Origin of the sequence: Duganella levis (assembly GCF_009857605.1) — a bacterium.
Taxonomy (GTDB): Bacteria; Pseudomonadota; Gammaproteobacteria; order Burkholderiales; family Burkholderiaceae_D; genus Rugamonas; species Rugamonas levis.
Window position 1 is genome coordinate 209,748 of the sequence record NZ_WWCT01000004.1, and the last position, 19,804, is coordinate 229,551.

Sequence of the window (19,804 nt, forward strand, 5' to 3'; positions counted from 1 at the left end):
GAGTGAAATACAGTGAGTAACAACGGCAACGGGCCGATGCCCCGGCAAATTCCCTACATCATCGCCAACGAAGGCTGCGAACGTTTCAGCTTTTACGGCATGCGCAACATCCTCACGCCCTTCCTGCTCAGTACCCTGCTGCTGTTCATTCCGATCGGCGACCGCACCGCCGAAGCCAAGCATGTGTTCCACACCTTCGTCATCGGCGTCTACTTCTTCCCGCTGCTGGGCGGCTGGATTGCCGACCGCTTCTGGGGCAAGTACAAGACCGTGTTCTGGTTCAGCCTGATCTACGTGGCGGGCCATGCCTGCCTGGCGATTTTTGAACACAACCTGCAAGGCTTCTACCTTGGCCTGGCGCTGATCGCGTTCGGCTCGGGCGGCATCAAGCCGCTGGTGGTGTCCTTCGTCGGCGACCAGTTCGACCAGACCAACAAGAACCGCGCCAAGCTGGTGTTCGACGCCTTCTACTGGATCATCAACTTCGGCTCCTTCTTTGCCTCGCTGCTGATGCCACTGTTCCTGCGCGACTACGGTCCGGCCGTGGCATTCGGTATTCCCGGCATCCTGATGGCGATTGCCACGCTGGTGTTCTGGCTGGGACGCGGCAAGTATGTGCACGTGCCGCCGGCCGCGCCAAATCCGGATTCGTTCAGCAGCGTAGCGCGCACCGCCCTGCTGGCGCGCGCCAGTAGCCAGTCGTGGCATGGCCTGTCGCGTCCAGGCCTGGTGGTGGCCGGCTTCGGCGCGCTGGCCGGCGTGGTCTCGCTGTGCATGACGCCGGCCTGGGGCTTCGTCATTGCCGCCTGCACGGCGCTGGTGCTGGTGCTGGCGTTTGGCGGCATCGGCGTCTCGATGCAACTGGAACGCGCGCGCGGCAAGCACACCGATGAAGCGGTGGAAGGCGTGCGCTCGGTGCTGCGCATCCTGATCGTGTTTGCGCTGACCACGCCGTTCTGGTCGCTGTTCGACCAGAAGGCTTCGACCTGGATCGTCCAGGCCAACACCATGGACAGCCCGCTGCTGTCGGTCTTCGGCTGGAACTTCACGCTGCTGCCGGCGCAGATGCAGGCGGTCAATCCGATTCTGGTGATGCTGCTGATCCCGTTCAACAACGTCGCGCTGTTCCCGATCATGCGCGCGCTCGGCATCACGCCGACGCCGCTGCGCCGCATGGGGCTGGGCATCGCGCTGTCGGCATCGGCGTGGGTGGTGATCGGCATGATCCAGCTGTGGATGGATGGCGGCGACAAAGTCTCCATCCTGTGGCAGTTGCTGCCATATGCGCTACTGACTTTGGGTGAAGTGCTGGTCTCCGCCACCGGACTGGAATTCGCCTACAGCCAGGCGCCGGCCTCGATGAAAGGCATCATCCTCAGCTTTTGGTACCTGGCCGTCACGGTCGGCAACCTGTGGGTACTGATCGTCAATGCCGGCGTGAAGAACGACGTGGTGGGCGGCTGGATCGCCAGCAGCGGCCTGAGTCCGATCGCCTTCCAGATGTTCCTGTTCGCCGCCTTCGCAGCGGTGGTCGCCGCCCTGTTCGCCCTGTACGCAATGCGCTACAAGATGGTCGACAACTATCGTACCGCCTAGCGCAGCAGGGCCAGCTCGGCCAGCCGCTGCCGGCTGCGTTGCAGATAGCTTTGCAGGCTGGCGTCGAGTTGCTGTGCTTCGTCCAGCAACTCGGGAGTGACTGCGGCCGGCGCCACGTCGGCCTTGCGGCTGATCAGCTCCTTCCGGTACACGCTGGCGAATTTCTTGTATTGCAGCTTGAACGGCCAGTGCGACGAGAGGAAGCTGAACACCTCGGCGCACTCGCTTTGCATGGACTGGTAGCTGACCACCAGATAGCGGTCCTCCGGCAATGCGCGCAGGGTCTTCAGGATCATCTGGTTGTACGCCAGCCAGGCTTTCAGATAGCGTTCCCGATGCTTGCGGCGATGCTGCGCCAGCCGCATCGACCGGTAAAAATATTTCCACGCCATGCGGTGCGGCCAGCTTTTTCCCTGGTACTTGTTATCGAGCAGGCTGACATCGCGCTTGAGCAGCGAGTGCACCACTTCCTGATAATCGCGCAGCAGCACCAGGTATTTCGCTTCCGGCAGCAAGGTCGAATAGGTGTCCAGAAACAGACAAGTGCGCGGCTCCTTCCAGCCCCATTGCTGGAAGCTTGCGTTCCTGGCCGTGATCAGCGCATGCATTTGCGCCTGCTCCTGGCGGGTTGGCGTCATCGTCTCCGGCGGATGAAGGCCATCGGGATGCGCGCCTTTGTCGGCCAGGATTTGCTGGTGCAACTGGAAGAAATCCTCGTCCTCGAAGTGGCCTTCAACGTTGCCGGTGCCCGCGCCGACCAGGTTCTCGCCGACCTGCAAGCCGCAATCATGCAGCCAATGCGTGATCAGCGATGTGCCGGAGCGGTGCATCCCGGCGATCACCAGCACATCATTAGCCATGCCGCACCTTTCTGCGTTCGGCAAAGGCGGTCTGGTTCAGCACATACTCGCAGATGCGCGCGGTGCAGTCGGCGATGCTGCTGTCGCGGGTGTTGAAATACAAATCGGGTTCGCAAGGCGGCTCGAACGGATCGTTGACGCCGGTCAGGCACTTCAACTTGTCGGGCGCATCATCGGGCAGGCTGGCGCGCCGGTACAGGCCCTTGGTATCGCGCCGCTGCAGTTCATCGAGCGCACAATCAATGAACACCACTTTCACGTCGGCATAGAGCGCAACCAGTTCCTGGCGCACGTCGTCATAAGGACTGATGGCGCTGATAATCGTCACGATGCCGTGCGCGGCGAATTTGTCGGCGATGTAGCCAAGCCGCCGCAGGTTTTCGCTGCGGTCCTGGCGCGAAAAACCCAGGTCAGTGAACAGGCGGGCGCGGTACGGATCGCCATCGATGACTTCAACCGGAACGAATTGCCCTCCGAGACGGTCTTTGACGCTGTTGGCAAGCGTCGACTTGCCGGCGCCGGACAGGCCGCAAAAAAGCAGGATCATGATAGCCCTTGTGAATTAGATAACGGACGCTGCCGCAGGGTTGAGGCAACAGGTGGTTACGGCTATGACCCAAGACTAGCAGCGTAAGGGCTTCCCTTATTCGACAATTACCGATTGATACAGCATGTACAGTGCGGAACAACGTGTATATAAATCAGCAATAAAGTCACTACACTTTGCTACTTTTTGTTAATTTTTGATAAGAAACTACAGTTCTGGAGTACCATAACCGCCAAATTTGAGAGTGATGCGGCGCATTTTGTAACTGCACTACTAAAACAACGGCTTGGAGACGGCATATGGCAGGTAAGCATTTGGTGGCGGGTTCTTTGGGGAGCGCGCTGGCGCTGACTTGTCTGGCCGCGTCGGCAGCGCCGGTCCTGGCTGATTGCGACGGTGCTTTTGCCACGTCGCTGCATGCGGCTCCCGCCGTCGATGCGCGCGCTTACTGGCTCGATCGCCGGCTGATCAAATGGCCAGGCGTCGATGCGGCGCGCGGCGTCTTCAAGCTGTATTACTCCGCCAACGCCTTGCTGCGTGCTGCGCCCGGCGCGCGCGTCAGCGGTGAAGATGGCGCGCAGACGCTGACGCGCCTTAAGGGCGACGTGCCGGCCGCCGTCGCGCAGCGCTTCAAGTTCACCGGCGACGGCATCGTCTTCACGGTCGCCGATGCGGCCAAGCTGATGACGCAGCAAGTGCTGCTGGTGCAGGAAGCCGAAGACGGCGCCGTCATCGCCGCCACCTCGCTGCAACTCGCCGGCGCGCTGGATGACCTCTACGCCAACGCCGCCAAGGCCGACGATCTCGGCGCCATCGTCACTGCGCGCGGCGCCGCCTTCAAACTTTGGGCGCCGACCGCGCAAAACGTGGCCGTCTGCTCCTACGTCAGCGGCGCCGGCAAAGCCACCGCCATCACACCGATGCAACGCGACGACGCCACCGGCATCTGGTCCGCCAACGCCCAGGGGCCGTACTACCAGTACGTGGTGGACGTGATGACGCCAAGCGCCGGCATCGTCCGCAACCTGGTGACCGATCCCTACTCCGTCAGCCTGACCACCGACTCGAAGCGCAGCTACGTTGCCAATCTCAACGCCGCCAAACTCAAGCCGGCCGGCTGGGACGGCACGCCGTCGCCAAACAAGGTCGCCGCGCAGACCGACATGACGGTCTACGAACTGCACGTGCGCGATTTTTCGATCAACGACAACACGGTCAGCGCCGCCAACCGCGGCAAGTACCTGGCCTTCACCGAGGCCAAGTCCAACGGCATGAAACACCTGGCCGCGCTGAGCAAGGCCGGCATGACCGACATCCACCTGCTGCCCGTCTACGACATCGGCAGCGTGCCGGAAAAAGCCTGCGTAACGCCAGCCATTCCTGTCGCCGGTGCAGACAGCGAAGCGCAGCAGGCCGCAGTGGCCAGGGCCAGTGCGCAGGACTGCTTCAACTGGGGCTACGATCCGTTCCACTACAACGCGCCGGAAGGCAGCTACAGCACCGATCCAGCCGACGGCGCCAGGCGCATCGTCGAATTCCGTCAGATGGTGCAGGCGCTGCACAAGACCGGCCTGCGGGTCGGCATGGACGTGGTCTACAACCACACCTTCATCGCCGGCCAGAATGAAAAGTCTGTACTGGACCGCGTGGTGCCCGGCTACTACCATCGACTCAACGCCAAGGGCGACATCGAACGCTCGACCTGCTGCGACAACACCGCCACCGAAAACCTCATGATGGGCAAGCTGATGGTGGACTCGGTGGCCTTCTGGGCCAAAAACTACAAGATCGATTCCTTCCGCTTCGACCTGATGGGCCACCAGCCGCGCGCCGTGATGGAGCAAGTGCAGGCCCGCGCCGACAAGGCCGCCGGCCGCCACATTAACCTGATCGGCGAAGGCTGGAACTTCGGCGAAGTGGCCGACGGCGCGCGCTTCGTGCAAGCCTCGCAGCTGTCGCTGAACGGCAGCGGCATCGGCACCTTCAGCGACCGTGGCCGCGACGCCGTGCGTGGCGGCGGCGCCGGCGACAGCGGCCAGCAGCTGTTCACGCAGCAGGGCTACATCAATGGCCTGGTCTACGACGCCAACGCGCAAGCCGGCCAGCGTCCTGCCGCCGACCTGCTGCACGCATCGGACATGGTCAAGGTCGGCCTGGCCGGCACGCTGCGCAGCTACCAGCTGACCACCGCCGACGGCAACACCGTGGCCTTGCAGGACATCGTCTACGGCGGCAACCAGCCGGCCGGCTACGCCAGCGAACCGGGCGAAGTGGTCAACTACGTCGAGAACCACGACAACCAGACGCTGTACGACATCAATGCCTTCAAGCTGCCGCAATCGACCACCGCGCACGAACGCGCGCAGGTGCAGATGCTGGGCGCCGCCATCAACGCCTTCAGCCAGGGCGTGGCTTACTTCCACGCCGGCTTCGACATCCTGCGTTCCAAATCGCTGGACCGCAACAGCTTTGAATCGGGCGACTGGTTCAATCGCCTGGACTGGAGCTATCAGGACAACTACTTCGGCACCGGCCTGCCGCCGGCCGCCGACAACGGCAGGGACTACGCGCTGCTCAAGCCCCTGCTGCGCAACCAGAACATCAAGCCGGCGCCGGCGGACATCGCCTACGCGCGCGACGCCTTCCGCGACCTGCTGACGATCCGCAGCAGCAGCACCTTGTTCCGCCTGCGCAGCGCCGCCGACATCAAGCAGCGCCTGCGCTTCTTCAACACCGGCCCGTCGCAGGTGCCGACCGTGATCGCTGCCCGCATCGACGGCAAGGACTACGCCGGCGCGCGCTTCAAGACGGTGGTTTACCTGATCAACGTCGACAAGACCGAGCAGCGCGTCACCGCCACCGAAGAACGCAACCGCCGCTATCAGCTGCATCCGGTCCACACCGGCATGGCCGCAGCGGACAAACGCGTGGCCGCAGAAGCCAAATACGACAAACTCAGTGGCACCTTCACCATCCCTGCACGCAGCGCGGTCGTTTTCGTTGAAAATTGATGGATGCGAAAATTCTCCCTTGCGATCCTGTTGGCGCTAAGCGCTTGCGGCGGTGGTGACTACACGCCACAGGCCAACCGCGCGCCGGTAGCCAACGCCGGCGCGGCGCAAACCGTCGCCGCCGGCAGTTCGATCAAACTGGCCGGCAGCGGCGTCGATGCCGATCAGGATATCGTGCTGTATTCGTGGACACTGACAAAACCGGCAGGCAGCGGCGCAACGCTGCTAAACTACCATGTCGCCACACCGACCTTTTTCGCCGACCTGCCGGGCGTGTATGTCGCCACGCTGATAGTGAATGACGGGAAGCTCGATAGCGCGCCTTCCTCCGTCACCATTACAGCGCAATAGGACATGAAACTACTCGCACTGCCGATCCTCTTCACCATACTCACCGCCTCCGCTGCCCCTGTCAGTGATCCAGTCGAATGGATCAATCCCCTGATGGGCACCGCCAGCAAGCCGGAACTCTCCAACGGTAATACCTACCCCGCCATCGCGCTGCCGTGGGGGATGAATTTCTGGACGCCGCAAACCGGCAAGATGGGCAATGGCTGGGCCTACACCTACGACGCCGACAAGATCCGCGGCTTCAAGCAGACGCACCAGCCGTCGCCTTGGATGAACGACTACGGCCAGTTCGCCATCATGCCGGTGACGGGCAAACTGCGCTTCACGCAGGACGACCGCGCCAGCTGGTTTTCGCACAAGGCGGAAGTGGCCAAGCCGTACTACTACAGTGTCTATCTGGCCGACTCCGACGTCACCACCGAAATCACGCCGACCGAACGCGCCGCGCAGTTCCGCTTCACCTATCCGAAGACCGACGAAGCCTATGTGGTGGTGGACGCCTACGACAAGGGCTCCTACATCAAGGTGCTGCCGGAGCAGCGCAAGATCGTCGGCTACAGCACCCGCTACGCGCGCGGCCCGCTGCCGAAGAACTTCAAGAACTGGTTCGTCATTTATTTCGACAAGCCGTTCACCTCCACCCACATCTGGAGCGGCGACAAGCTGGTGGAAGGCGTGATGGAACTGGCCAGCAACCATAGCGGCGCGGTAGTCGGATTCAAGACAGAAAAAGGCGAAAAGGTCGGCATGCGCGTGGCCTCCTCCTTCATCAGCGAGGAACAGGCGGAGTTGAACCTCAAGCGCGAACTGGCCAACGACAGCTTCGACGCCACCGCGCAAAAGGGCAAGGATGTCTGGAACAAAACGCTGAGCCGCGTCAGCGTGGAAGGCGGCAGCGTCGATCAGACGCGCACCTTCTATTCCAGCTTGTACCGCATGCTGTTCTTCCCGAATAAGCTGTACGAGATCGACGCCAACAACCAGATCGTGCACTGGAGTCCCTACAACGGCCAGATCCTGCCCGGCTATATGTTCGCCGGCACCGGCTTCTGGGACACCTTCCGCGCGCTGTATCCCTTCCTGAACCTGATGTACCCGTCGATCAACCGCGAGATGCAGGCGGGCCTGGTCAACGACTACAAGGAAGGCGGCTGGCTGCCCGAGTGGTCCAGCCCCGGCCTGGCCAACGTCATGATCGGTAATAACTCGGCCTCGGTGGTGGCGGAAGCCTACGTCAAGGGCCTGCGCGGTTACGACGTCGAAACGCTGTGGCAGGCGCTCAAGCACGGCGCCGACAACGAAGGGCCGATGGACGCCGTCGGCCGCAAGGGCGTCAAGTATTACAACGACTTGGGCTACGTGCCTTACGACGTCAAGATCAACGAGAACGCCGCCCGCACACTGGAATATGCCTATGACGATTTCGCCATCTGGCAGCTGGGCAAAGCGCTCGGCAAGCCGGAGTCTGAAATCGCCATCTACAGGCAGCGCGCGATGAACTACAAGAAGCTGTTCGATCCGGAGACGGGCCTGATGCGCGGCCGTAACCAGGACGGCAGCTTCCAGTCGCCGTTCAATCCCTTCAAGTGGGGCGACGCCTTCACCGAGGGGAATAGCTGGCACTACACCTGGTCGGTGTTCCAGGACGTGCAGGGCCTGATGCAGCTGATGGGTGGCCGCGACAAGTTTGTCGCCAAGCTGGATCAGGTGTTCACGCTGCCGCCGACGTTTGACGAGAGCTACTACGGTGAAGTGATCCACGAGATCCGCGAAATGCAGATCGCGAACATGGGCCAGTACGCGCACGGCAACCAGCCGATCCAGCACATGATCTACCTGTACGGCTACGCCGGCGCGCCGTGGAAAACCCAGTATTGGGCGCGCGAAACCATGAACCGCCTGTACAAGGCCACGCCGGACGGCTACTGCGGGGACGAGGACAACGGCCAGACCTCGGCCTGGTATGTGTTCTCGGCGCTGGGCTTCTATCCGGTCACGCCGGCGGTGCCGCAGTACGTGCTGGGCGCGCCGCTGTTCAAGAAAGCCACGCTGCATCTGGAGAATGGCAAAACCGTCATCATTAACGCGCCGGCCAATAGCGACCGGCAGCGCTACGTGCAAGCGCTGAAGGTCAACGGCAAGCCCTATGCCCATAACTGGCTCGATCATGCGACGCTGATGCAGGGCGCCACGCTAGACTTCGACATGTCGGCAGCACCCAACACCCGGCGTGGCGCCAGCGCAGCCGATGCACCGTATTCGCTATCGATGCCATAGATACGATTGAAAGCGGCGCAGGCAGGATCGTGGTAACATGGTGTTTCCATATGGAAATAAACATTTCCACGAGCCCTGCCCCGCTCCCCGCTTTTTCTCCAGTGCCCTGACCCGCATTGCATTCTGACCTGCATACGGATCTGCACATGACACGCTCTTGCGAACTAGCCGAGGCACGCCGCCTCGACGCACTACACAAACTGCACCTGCTGGACACCCCGCCCAGCGAAGCCTTCGACCGCATCACGCGCATGGCGGCCAATCTGTTCCAGCTGCCGATCGCCGCCATCTCGCTGACCGACGCCGACCGCCAGTGGTTCAAGTCGCGCGTCGGCGTCGAGTACACCAGCATCCCGCGCCTGCGCGCGCCGTGCGGCCAGGTGGCCGACGACAGCGGCCCGCTGGTGATTCCCGACCTGATGGACGATGACTACTACCGCGACAGCCCGCTGGCCGCCAGCGGCATCCGCTACTACGCCGGCGCGCCGCTGATCACCGCCGACGGCCACTGTCTGGGCGCCATGTGCGTGCTGGGCACCGAGCCGCGCGACACCACGCCGCAGGAGCTGAGCGCCTTGTGCGACCTGGCCAGCATGGTGATGGCGCAGATCGAATTGCAGCACGCGCTGGGCCGCATCGACGCCGTCAGCGGCCTGCCCAACCGCCACCAGTTCATCGAGGATTTCGACGACCTGCAACTGGACGCCGGCGACGGCGAACAGCGGCTGGCGGTGCTGGTCAACCTGGCCACGCCGGCGCAGCTGGCGCACGCCACGCGCGCCATGCAGTCGTCGTACGTGGACGAACTGGTGACCGATGCGGCGCGCTGGCTGCGCGCGGAAATCGGCGCTAGCCGCCGCATCTACCACGTCGGCACCGCGCAGTTCATGCTGATGGCGCCAGCCGGCGCCACGCTGGAAAGCTGGCTACCAATGGTGGAAGCCAGGATGCAGTCGGCGCTGGCCATCGCCAAGGCCCACCATGTGGCGACGCCGTCGGCCGGCGTGGTGCCGTTCGAGATCGGCCGCGCCGACAGCCTGGCCGTGCTGCGCCAGGCGCAGAGCGCGGCCCACGATGCGATCGACAGCCCGGCCCACGTCGCCGTCTATTCGCAGCAGGAGGATGCGCTGTACCAGCGCCGCTTCCAGCTGCTGAATGACTTCCGCGCGGCGCTGGACAGCGGCGATCAACTGCGGCTGGTGTATCAGCCGCGCGTGGTGGCCGCCAGCGGCGTGTGCGTCGGCGCCGAGGCGCTGCTGCGCTGGAACCATCCGCAGCTGGGCGCCGTCGGTCCGGCCGAATTCATTCCCATCATCGAGCGTTCCGGCTTGGCGCAAGCCACCACCGCCTGGGTGCTGGAGGCGGCGCTGCGCCAGCAGCAGGCCTGGCGCGCGGCGGGGCTTGCGTTGCAGGTGTCAGTGAATGTATCGGCCGCCAATCTGGTGGAGCCGGAGTTTGCCGCCGGCGTGGCGGCCGCGCTGGCGCGCCACCAGTTGCCGCCTTCCTGCCTGGAGCTGGAGCTCACCGAGAGCGCCATCATGGAGCAGCCGGTGAAGGCGCACGCCACGCTGATGCAGATCGCCGCGTTGGGCGTGGGCCTCGCGATCGACGATTTCGGCACAGGCTACAGCAGCCTGGCCTACCTGCAGAAGATGCCGGCCAATGTGGTGAAGATCGACCAGTCCTTCATCTTCCACCTCGATCGCGATCCGCGCCAGCAGGCGCTGGTGACGGCGATGATCACGCTGTCGCAAGACCTCGGCCACCGCGTGGTGGCGGAAGGCGTGGAGACCGAGGCGGTACTGGACTTCCTGCGGGTGGCCGGCTGCGACGAGGTGCAAGGCTATCTGTTTGCCGCGCCGCTGGAGCCAGCCGCCTTTGTGCAGCACACGCAGCAAATAACCCAAAAGAATAAACAAGCGCGAATTGCTTCGTTGTCGGGTATATAAGCTTCCTTTAGAGTCGCTGGCATTCACCATCGACTACAACAGGAGCAGATATGAGCAAGTGGCACAAGGGCGCCGCGCTGGTGGCGTTCGCGCTGACGTCGGGCGCGCAGGCGGCAACCTACTACGTCGCGCCAGGCGGCAACGACAGCAATGCGGGCACGCTGGCGGCGCCGTGGCAGTCCATCGCAAGGGCACAGACGGCAGCAGCGCCGGGCGACACCATCTACTTCCGTGGCGGCGATTACGTCTACACCGGCACCATCGCCAGCTGCGCCAGCCAGACCGACGTGGTCAACGCCATCACCCTGGACAAGAGCGGCGCGCAGGATCAGCCGATCCGCTAATGGGCCTATCCGGGCGAGACGCCGGTGTTCGACTTCACGCCGATCAAGGAGAACTGCCGCGTCAAGGGTTTCAACGTCACGGCCAGCTATCTGCACCTGAAAGGCCTGGAGCTGAAAGGCGCGCCGCAGCAGCCGGGCAATTTGCTTAACAACGAATCGTGGGGCATCTGGGTCAAGGGCAGCTACAACACCTTTGAAGCGCTCAACACCCACCACCACATGGGGCCAGGGTTCTTTCTGTCGAACGGCAGCTACAACCTGGTGCTGAACGTCGACTCGCACCACAACTACGACCCATACAGCAAATCCGGCGCCGGCCAGAATGCCGACGGTTTCGGCGCGCACATCAAGGCCGACAATCCGGGCAATGTGTTTCGCGGCTGCCGCGCGTGGGCCAATACCGACGATGGCTTTGACCTGATCAACGCTTACTCGCCGGTGCTGATCGAAAATTCGTGGGCGTGGCAGCACGGCTACCTGCCGGGCACTTTCACCTCGCTCGCTGCGGGCAACGGCAATGGCTTCAAGGTCGGCGGCTACAGCGGCGTGTACCAGCCCAATGCGCCGGTGCACACGGTGCGGCTGTCGGTGGCGTTCAAGAACAAGGCCAACGGCTTCTACGCGAATCACCATCCGGTCGCCAATCTGTATTACAACAACACCAGCATCGCCAATGGCGTCGGCTTCAATTTCCTCGGCATCGATCCAAGCAACGCCGCCATCTCGCTGGGCGTGGCGCGCAACAACCTCGCTTACGAGAACACGCCGATCGCCAGCGCCGGCGGCGCCGATACGGCCAACAACAGCTGGAGCCTGCCGGTCAGCGTGACGGCGGCCGACTTCCAGAGCGTGTCGACCACCGGCTGGGATGCGCCGCGCCAGCCGGACGGCAGCCTGCCGCTGCTGCCTTATCTGCATCTGGCGGCCGGCAGCGATTTGATCGACAAGGGTGTGAATCTGGGCCTGCCCTATAGCGGCGCCGCGCCGGACCTGGGCGCGTTTGAAGGCAGCGCCAGGGTGTCGCTGCTGACCGACGTTACCGCCAGTGTGAAGATTGTGCAATCCGGGCTGACGCTGGATCGCGCCACGCAAAAGAGCAAGGGCACGGTGTCGTTCACCAATACCTCCAACGCCATCATCAGCGGCAACCTGCTGTTCCGCGCCGACTACCTGACCGACGGCGTGGCGCTGGATAACCAGAGCGGCGTGCAAGGCGGTTCGCCGACGCTGGCGTTGCCGGTGTCCGCACTGGCGCCGGGGCAAAGCGCCAGCGTCACCACCATCTTCACTAATCCCAACCGCGCCAGCGTGGGCTACCTGCCCAAGCTGATCGCCGGCACGCCTTAAGGAGTAACGATGTCGATTCTGAATAAACTGAGCGCGCGCTTGTTGTTTGCGCTGATGCTGGCCTGCGGCATGGCGCAGGCTTCGGCCGAGTCGTATCACGTGTCGATCGACACCAGCACGCTGGCGGAGCAGGAAGGCTATGTGGACTTCCTGTTCCTTGGCTTGGCCAATGCCGATCCGGTGCAAGCCAGACTGTCCAACTTTGCCGGTGACTTCACCTCGTCCAGTTTCGCGCAGGGACAGGTGGCCGGTTCACTGGCGTCGCAGCTCACCATCGGCAATGGCGATGCGTGGAATGAGTTTGCGCAATGGGCGCGTTTGGGCGGCATGCTGTCGTTCGACGTCAGTTTCAGCCAGCCGATGGGTAGCGGCAGCGCCGGCGCCACGCTCTCAGTGGCACTGCTGGACGCCGGCCTGAATTACCTCGGCGCCAGCGGAGACATCGCCACCTTCGCACTGCTGCCGGCCGCCGTTACGGCGGTCAGCACGGATGCGGCCTACGCCACTGTCAGCAATGTCAGCGCGGTGCCGGAACCCGCGGCGTACTTGATGCTCGCGGCCGGCCTGCTGCTGATGGCGGGCCTGCGCAACCGCCGTCGCTTATAGGTCAACCTTGAGCCGGGTGACGATGCTGCGCTCCGCACCCGGCACCACGTACAGGTTGCCCCACGAGTTGCTGTAGTAATTGCGGTTGAACAGATTGTTCACGTCCACCGACACGCGAGTGGTCTTGTTGACCTGCCAGTAGCCCAGCAGCTTGGCGGTGGTGTAGGCCGGCAGCGAGTAGGTGTCGGCGGTATTGCCCGAGCGGTTGCCGACGTAATTGGCGCCGCCGCCCACGCCCCAGCGTCCACCATTTTTCAGCGCCGTCTCGCGGATCAGCAGCAGGCCGGCGCTGGTCTTCGCCACGTTGGTCAGGCGCGTGCCCACCGCCAGCGTCTTGTCCTTGCTTACCCGCGCATCGATCCATGCGAAGTTGGCCGTCACGCGCCAGCGGTCGTCGATCTGGCCGAAGGCGTCGGCTTCAAAGCCGCTGCTCTTCACTTCCCCCGCCGCCACCGAATAGCCGGCGACATCGCTGGCCGTCAGCACATTGGTTTTGGTGATATCGAACACGGCGAAGTTGGCGCCCAGCCGCTCGTCCAGCGTTTGCAGCTTGAGGCCCGCTTCATACGCGGTCGAATGCTGCGGATCGAAGGCCTTGCCGCTGATGTCGGTACCGCTGTTGCCACGGAAGGATTTGCCGGCCGAGACGTACACCGAACTCCAGGCGGTCGGCAGGTAAGTCAGGCCGGCGCGCGGCGACACCGCGTCTTGCTGCTGCGAGCTGTCGGTCCTGGCGACGCGGTTGATCACATGCTGGTCGTAACGGTCATAACGCACGCCGCCCAGCAGCTTCCATTGCGGCGAAAGGCTGATCTGGTCCTGCGCAAACAGTCCCTTGACGCGCTGCTGTTCGTCCGAGCTGGTGGTGAGCTGCGTCAGCGCCGGCGCCGGCTTGCCGTACACCGGGTTGTAGATGTCGATCGGGTAGTTGGCCGAGCGCCAGATTTCCATGTTCATGAACAGGCTGGAAGCCTCGGCGCCGAACAGCACCGTATGGCCGATGCCGCCGGTATCGAACTTGCCTTCCAATTCGCCCTGCAGCGACACGTCGCGCGACGGCAGCTGGCGCCAGGTGGCCTGACGGTTCAGGGTGCGGTTGTCGCTGGCCAGCGCACTGGCTTCGGTGTAGTCGCCATCGAAGGTGCTTTCCTTGTAGCTGGCGCCGACCTTGGCGCGCCAGTGGTCGGACAGCACGCGGTCCAGCGTCAGCTGGTGCGTATTGCTGGTCAGGGACATATTGCCGTCGGCCGGTTCGTTCAGCACGCGGTCGCGCGGCAGGCCGCCCAGCGCGCCGCGCACGTTGATCAGGCCTCGGTCCAGCGGCGTGCTGACGCGCAGGATCTCCGCTTCGTAGTTGACGGTGGTGGCGCTGTCGACCACCCAGGTCAGCGCCGGCGCGAACAGGTGGCGGCGGTTGCCCAGCAGCGAGGAGCGGCTGGCGCCCTCCTCCGCCATCAGGTTGACGCGGTAGGCCACGCTGCTGCCCAAGGCGCCGGTGCTGTCCAGCGTGGCGCGCCGCAGGCCGGTGCTGCCAACACTGACTTCGGCCACGTTATGGGTGGCGAATTTCGGCTTCTTGGTGACGATGTTGATGGTGCCGCCCGGTTCGCTGCTGCCGTATAGCGCCGCCGCCGGGCCTTTGAGGAACTCGAAGCGTTCGACGGTGGCGGTGTCGCGCGGCGGGTTGTAGCCACGCGAGCCGGCGAAGCCATTGACCAGGAAGCCCATGTCGGTGCTGCTGAAGCCACGGATGGCGAAGTTGTCCCAGGTGCCGCCAAAGTCGTTCAGGCGCGAGATGCCGCTGACGTAATCGACGGTGTCGGCCAGGCGCAGCGCGCCGAGGTCTTCGATCTGCTGTTCGGTCATCACGCGCACCGCCTGCGGCACTTCGCGCAACGGCGTGTCGGTGCGGGTGGCGCCGCTGCTGTGCTGCGGATTGTAGTAACCGGCGCTGCGGTCGCCGGACACCGTCACCTGCTGCAAGGTCTGATCGGCGGCCGGTTCGGCCCCTTCCTGCGCCACCGCCAGCGACGCAGTGGATAACAGCCCAACCGCCAACCACTGCGCCGAGGCAGAACTTCGTATGCTAAACGACATAAAAACCCGTAAGAAATTAACAAAGTTGAACAGTGTAAATGATAACCATTCGCACTAACAACTTTTCCTTACAGATAGCAGGGTTATTGACCGATCAGCACGACCGCATTTTTGGTGCCGAAGTTGACTGCGCCGCCGGCCACCACGGCGGTCTTGCCGGAGTAGTAGTCGGTCACGCGCTGGCCGTTGGCGAACACGCCGTGCAGGTTGATGCTGGTGGATTTGTTGGTCGGCAGGTCCAGCGCCACCACCACCTTGTCGTGCACGCCGTCCTTGTCGTAGGTGCGTTTGAAGACGTAAGGCTTGGCTTGCAGCTGCTGGTGCACGCCGGCGCCGACCGCCACGTGGGCCTTGCGGAACAGGCCCAGTTTGGCCCAGTGCGCGCGCACCTCGGCTACCTTGTAGCCGTCGCGCGCGGCGTTCTGCGCCAGCTCGCTCCAGTTCATGAACGAGCGCAGCTTGGCGTCGCCGGTGGCTTCCGCCACATCCAGCTTGCGCGCGGTTTCGTCGCCGTAGTAGATCTGCGCCGCGCCGGGCGCCAGCAGCAGCTTGGTGGCGCTCTCGAACGGCTTTTTGCGCGATGGATCGAACGGCGCGCCGTCGTCGTGCGAGTCGAGGTAGTTCAGCACCGAGTAGCCATTCAGGCGGCCGCCGTGCAGCGCGTTCGAATAGCTGCTGAACAGCGTCTCATAATCCTGCTCCGCATCCTTCACCAGCCCGAAGTTGATCATGCTATTGAAGTTGGCCTGGTAGTAGTTGACGCTCTGGCCCGCGCCCAGGTCGTGATACAGGCCATCGCTGATCTTGTAGTTGTAGACTTCCGCCGTGGTGTAGAACTTGTCGTCACCCAGCTTCTTCTCCGGGTTGGCCTTCTTCCAGTCCTCGAACGCCAGCGCCGCTTCCTTCTGCAGCTCTTTCCACACCTTGGCTTCCACGTGCTTGACGGTGTCGGCACGGAAGCCGTCCACGCCGTACTTGCGGATCCAGTCGGTATGCCATTTGATCAGGTAGTAGCGCGGCGCGCGCGGGTAGCCGGTGCGGGCGAAGAATTCGTTCAGGCTTTTGATTTCTTCTTCGAAGCGGCCCTCGCGCTGCCATTTGGCGGCCAGCCGTTCCGGCAGTTCGACCGGGGTGTCGCTCTCGGTCAGGAAGTCCGGCAGGTTTTTCACCAGCGTGCATTCGATGGTGGTCTTGGCGCTCTTGTAGGTGCACTGTGGCGCGGTGCGCACCCAGTCGCTCGGCCACACCGGGTCTTCTTCCGTCACCGGGCCGGTGTGGTTCATCACCACGTCCAGCAGCACGCGGATGCCATGCGCGTGCGCCGCATCGACCAGGTTGCGGAAGTCGTTCTCGGTGCCGAGGTTGGCGTCGACCGCCGTGAAGTCGGAGGCCCAGTAGCCGTGGAAGGCGTAGGACTTGCCGGTGCCTTCGTCGGTGCCGGCGTGGATCTGCTCCACCGGCGGCGTGATCCAGATGGCGTTGACGCCCAGGCTGTCGAAGTAGCCGTCATTGATCTTGTTGATCACGCCGGCCAGGTCGCCGCCCATGTAGCCGCGCAGCGGCGCGGCATCCTTCTGCCGGTCGTAGGCCAGGTCGTTGCCGGTGTAGGCGTTGTTGAAGCGGTCGGTCAGCAGGAAATAGACGGTCGCATTCTCCCACAGGAAGGGCCTCGGCTTGTCGGCCGCCAGGGCCGGTGCGCTGGCGGCGCTGAGGCCCAGTGCCAGGGAGAGTGCAATGGTTGTCAATTTCATGCTGTCGTCCTTTATGGTTTATGTTGTGACGGTGGGATGGGCGCGGCCGGTCCAGTCGGCGATGCCCGCGACCTGCTCGGCGATCAGGATCAGCGGATACAGCGCCTGCTGCGTCGGCAGGTGGTGGAATTCGGGATCGGCTTCGTAGCGTTCCAGGTAGACCCGCAGCGTCGCCCCCTCGGTGCCGGTGCCGGACAGCCGGAACACGATGCGCGAGCCATTGGTCATGACGATGCGTACGCCCTGCTGCTGCGCCACCGAGCCGTCGACCGGATCGGTGTAGCTGAAGTCATCGGCAAAGTCGACCACGTAGTGGCCCAGGTCCTGGCCCGCCATGGTGGCCAGCTTGATGCGCAGGGACGCCATCAACTCATTGGCGGCGTGGGTGTCGACGCCTTCGTAGTCGTGGCGCGAATAGTAGTTGCGGCCAAAACGCGCCCAGTGTTCGCTGACTAATGCTTCCACCGATTTGCCGGTCGCCGCCAGCAGGTTAAGCCAGAACAGCACCGCCCACAGGCCGTCTTTTTCGCGGATGTGGTCCGAGCCGGTGCCGTAGCTTTCTTCGCCGCATAGTGTGGCCTTGCCGGCGTCCAGCAGGTTGCCGAAGAACTTCCAGCCGGTCGGCGTTTCAAACGCAGGAATGCCCAGCGCCTGCGCCACGCGGTCGGCCGCCTGCGAGGTTGGCATCGAACGGGCGATGCCTTTCAGGCCGGCGCGGTAGCCCGGCGCCAGCGTCGCATGCGCGGCCAGCACCGCCAGGCTGTCGGACGGCGTGACGTCGAATTTGCGGCCGAGGATCATGTTGCGGTCGCCGTCGCCGTCGGAGGCGGCGCCGAAATCGGGCGCGTCGTCGGCCGCCATGATGGCGATCAGCTGCGCGGCGTTGACCGGGTTCGGGTCCGGGTGGTGGCCGCCGAAATCTTCCAGCGGCACGGCGTTGATCACGCTGCCGGCCGGGGCGCCCAGCTGGCCTTCGAGGATGGCCTTGGCGTATGGGCCGGAGACCGCGTGCATGCCGTCGAAGCACAGGCGGAAGCCGCCGGCAATCAGCTTGCGGATGGCGTCGAAGTCGAACAGTTTTTGCATCAGTTCCGCGTAATCGGCCACGGAGTCGATCACCTCGACGTCCATCGCTTCGATGCGGGTGGCGCCGGCTTTCTGCAGGTCGATGTCGGCGGCGTCGCTGATGCGGTATTGGGTGATGGCTTCGGTGCGCTGGTAGATTGCCTCGGTCACGCTTTCCGGCGCCGGGCCGCCGTTGGCGATGTTGTACTTGATGCCGAAGTCGCCATCCGGGCCGCCCGGATTATGGCTGGCCGACAGCACGATGCCACCCAGCGCGCCGTGCTTGCGGATCACGCAGCTGACGGCCGGCGTCGACAAAATGCCGCCCTGCCCCACCAGCACCTTGGCAAAGCCGTGCGCCGCCGCCATGCGCAGGATGGTCTGCACCGCCGCGCGGTTGTGGAAGCGGCCGTCGCCGCCCAGCACCAGCGTCTTGCCGGCGCAGTCGCCCAGCGTGTCGAACACGCTTTGCACGAAATTTTCGAGGTAGTGGGCCTGCTGGAACACACTGACTTTCTTGCGCAGGCCCGAGGTGCCCGGCCGCTGGCCGGGGAAGGAAGTGGTGCTGACCGTGTTGATGCTCATGATTGCTCCGCGTAGGTAATTGACAAATTCAACCCAACGGTTTTACCTGTTCCGGCAAAATCGCGTCGCACAACTAGCTTGTCTCGCGGACAATATTACATCACTGTTCGGCGTCGTCCCGCACCAGCAGCGTCAGCACGCCCGCCACCACCATGCACACGCCGCCCAGCATCAAGGTCTTGACGGTATGGCCGGCGAACCAGTGCTTGGTCACAAAGCCCAGCAGCAGGCCGCTGACGATCTGCGGGATGACGATGAAGAAGTTGAACACGCCCATGTAGTAGCCCATGCGGTTGGCCGGCAGCGCGCCGGCCAGGATCGCGTACGGCATGGTCAGGATCGAGGCCCAGGCGATGCCGATGCCGATCATCGGGTAGTACAGGCTGTCGAGGTCGCGGATGGCGTAGATGCTGAACAGGCTGACGCCGCCGATGACCAGGCACACCAGGTGCACGAACTTGCGGCTGGTGTGGCGCGCGAACACCGGCAGGATGAAGGCGGCCAGCGCCGACACGCCGCTATACACGGCGAACATCACGCCGACATGGTTGCCGGCGTCCTGGAATGCCGACGATTGCGCGTCGGTGGTGCCGAACACGTTTTCGGCCACCGCGTTGGTGGTGTAGATCCACATCGCGAACAAGCCAATCCAGGTGAAGAACTGCACCGCCGCCAGTTGCACCATGGTCTTCGGCATGTGGGCGAAGCCGCTGAAGATTTCCTTCAGCGCGTGGCCCAGGCCCGCGCTGCGCTGCTGTTCGGCGCGGAACGCGGCCAGGTCGGCCGGTGGCGTTTCCTTGGCGGTCAGCACGGTCCACAGCACGGCGCAGAAGTACACCGCGCCGCCGGCGTAAAACGAATAGCGCACGGTGTCGGGAATCGCGCCGCCGCCGGCGTCGTTGCTGACGCCGAAGTGGGTGAAGATGGTCGGCAGCAGCGAGGCGATCACCGCGCCCCAGCCGATGAAGAAGGTCTGCATCGCGAAGCCGGCGGTCTGCTGGCGCGGTCCCAGCTTGTCGCCGACGAAGGCGCGGAACGGTTCCATCGAGACGTTGATGGCGCCGTCCAGCAGCCACAGCACGATCACCGCCATCCACAGCGAGACGGAATTGGGCATCAGCAGCAGCGCGATCGACGCCAGCAAGGCGCCGACGAAGAAGAACGGACGGCGGCGGCCCCACACCGGATGCCAGGTGTTGTCGCTCAGGTAGCCGATGATAGGCTGCACCAGCAGGCCGGTGACCGGCGCCGCCAGCCAGAACAGGGACAAATCGTCGGGATTGGCGCCCAGCGTGGAGAAAATCCGGCTGACATTGGCGTTTTGCAGCGCAAAGCCGAACTGGATGCCGAAGAAGCCGAGGCTCATATTCCACAGCTGCCAGAATGACAGGAGGGGTTTGTGGCTGGAAGATTGCATG

General features: G+C 63.7%; 12 protein-coding genes and 1 pseudogene. 7 read left to right on the top strand and 6 right to left on the bottom strand.

Going from position 1 to position 19,804, the window contains the following annotated elements; genetic code table 11:
- Positions 1 to 36: 36 nt before the first annotated feature.
- Positions 37 to 1,596: a POT-type proton-dependent oligopeptide transporter gene (locus GTP69_RS07605; RefSeq protein WP_161054394.1), complete on the top strand. Its 1,560-nt coding sequence runs from the start codon at positions 37 to 39 to the stop codon at positions 1,594 to 1,596.
- Here the strand turns inward: GTP69_RS07605 and GTP69_RS07610 are convergent.
- Positions 1,593 to 2,456, bottom strand: coding sequence for a sulfotransferase (locus tag GTP69_RS07610; RefSeq protein WP_161054302.1), 864 nt, complete (start codon positions 2,454 to 2,456; stop codon positions 1,593 to 1,595). The genes GTP69_RS07605 and GTP69_RS07610 overlap by 4 nt on opposite strands.
- Positions 2,449 to 3,003, bottom strand: coding sequence for an adenylyl-sulfate kinase (cysC, locus tag GTP69_RS07615; RefSeq protein WP_161054303.1), 555 nt, complete (start codon positions 3,001 to 3,003; stop codon positions 2,449 to 2,451). Before cysC ends, GTP69_RS07610 begins: the two co-directional genes overlap by 8 nt.
- A 299-nt stretch (positions 3,004 to 3,302) precedes the next feature.
- Between cysC and GTP69_RS07620 the strand changes: the two genes are divergently transcribed.
- The 6 genes and pseudogenes from GTP69_RS07620 to GTP69_RS07645 all read left to right on the top strand — a co-directional run bounded on the left by GTP69_RS07620 (position 3,303) and on the right by GTP69_RS07645 (position 12,888).
- Positions 3,303 to 6,014 carry an alpha-1,6-glucosidase domain-containing protein gene (locus GTP69_RS07620; RefSeq protein WP_161054304.1) on the top strand — a complete coding sequence of 904 codons (2,712 nt, stop codon included), beginning with the start codon at positions 3,303 to 3,305 and terminating at the stop codon, positions 6,012 to 6,014.
- Positions 6,015 to 6,017: 3 nt separating this feature from the next.
- Positions 6,018 to 6,365 carry a PKD domain-containing protein gene (locus GTP69_RS07625; protein WP_161054305.1) on the top strand — a complete coding sequence of 116 codons (348 nt, stop codon included), beginning with the start codon at positions 6,018 to 6,020 and terminating at the stop codon, positions 6,363 to 6,365.
- A gap of 3 nt (positions 6,366 to 6,368) precedes the next feature.
- A complete protein-coding gene (locus GTP69_RS07630; protein WP_161054306.1) occupies positions 6,369 to 8,642 on the top strand; it encodes a GH92 family glycosyl hydrolase in 2,274 nt (757 codons plus the stop codon).
- A gap of 146 nt (positions 8,643 to 8,788) precedes the next feature.
- Positions 8,789 to 10,591 carry a sensor domain-containing phosphodiesterase gene (locus GTP69_RS07635; RefSeq protein ID WP_161054307.1) on the top strand — a complete coding sequence of 601 codons (1,803 nt, stop codon included), beginning with the start codon at positions 8,789 to 8,791 and terminating at the stop codon, positions 10,589 to 10,591.
- A gap of 50 nt (positions 10,592 to 10,641) precedes the next feature.
- Positions 10,642 to 12,282 (top strand): annotated as a pseudogene (locus tag GTP69_RS07640) (right-handed parallel beta-helix repeat-containing protein).
- Between the two features lie 9 nt (positions 12,283 to 12,291).
- Positions 12,292 to 12,888, top strand: a complete 597-nt coding sequence (locus GTP69_RS07645; RefSeq protein WP_161054308.1) for an NF038129 family PEP-CTERM protein — start codon at positions 12,292 to 12,294, stop codon at positions 12,886 to 12,888.
- Here GTP69_RS07645 and GTP69_RS07650 read toward each other — a convergent pair.
- From GTP69_RS07650 to GTP69_RS07665, 4 genes are all read right to left on the bottom strand, one after another.
- Positions 12,883 to 14,985, bottom strand: coding sequence for a TonB-dependent siderophore receptor (locus GTP69_RS07650; RefSeq protein ID WP_161054309.1), 2,103 nt, complete (start codon positions 14,983 to 14,985; stop codon positions 12,883 to 12,885). The two genes, GTP69_RS07645 and GTP69_RS07650, sit on opposite strands and share 6 nt — an antisense overlap.
- An 83-nt stretch (positions 14,986 to 15,068) precedes the next feature.
- The gene (locus tag GTP69_RS07655) at positions 15,069 to 16,736 is read right to left on the bottom strand and encodes an alpha-amylase family glycosyl hydrolase (RefSeq protein WP_161054310.1); all 1,668 of its coding nucleotides are present in this window, start codon (positions 16,734 to 16,736) and stop codon (positions 15,069 to 15,071) included.
- A gap of 18 nt (positions 16,737 to 16,754) precedes the next feature.
- Positions 16,755 to 18,386, bottom strand: a complete 1,632-nt coding sequence (locus GTP69_RS07660) for an alpha-D-glucose phosphate-specific phosphoglucomutase (protein WP_161054311.1) — start codon at positions 18,384 to 18,386, stop codon at positions 16,755 to 16,757.
- Positions 18,387 to 18,486: 100 nt separating this feature from the next.
- On the bottom strand, positions 18,487 to 19,803 hold the full coding sequence (locus tag GTP69_RS07665; protein WP_161054312.1) for an MFS transporter: 1,317 nt from the start codon (positions 19,801 to 19,803) through the stop codon (positions 18,487 to 18,489).
- Position 19,804 lies beyond the last annotated feature (1 nt).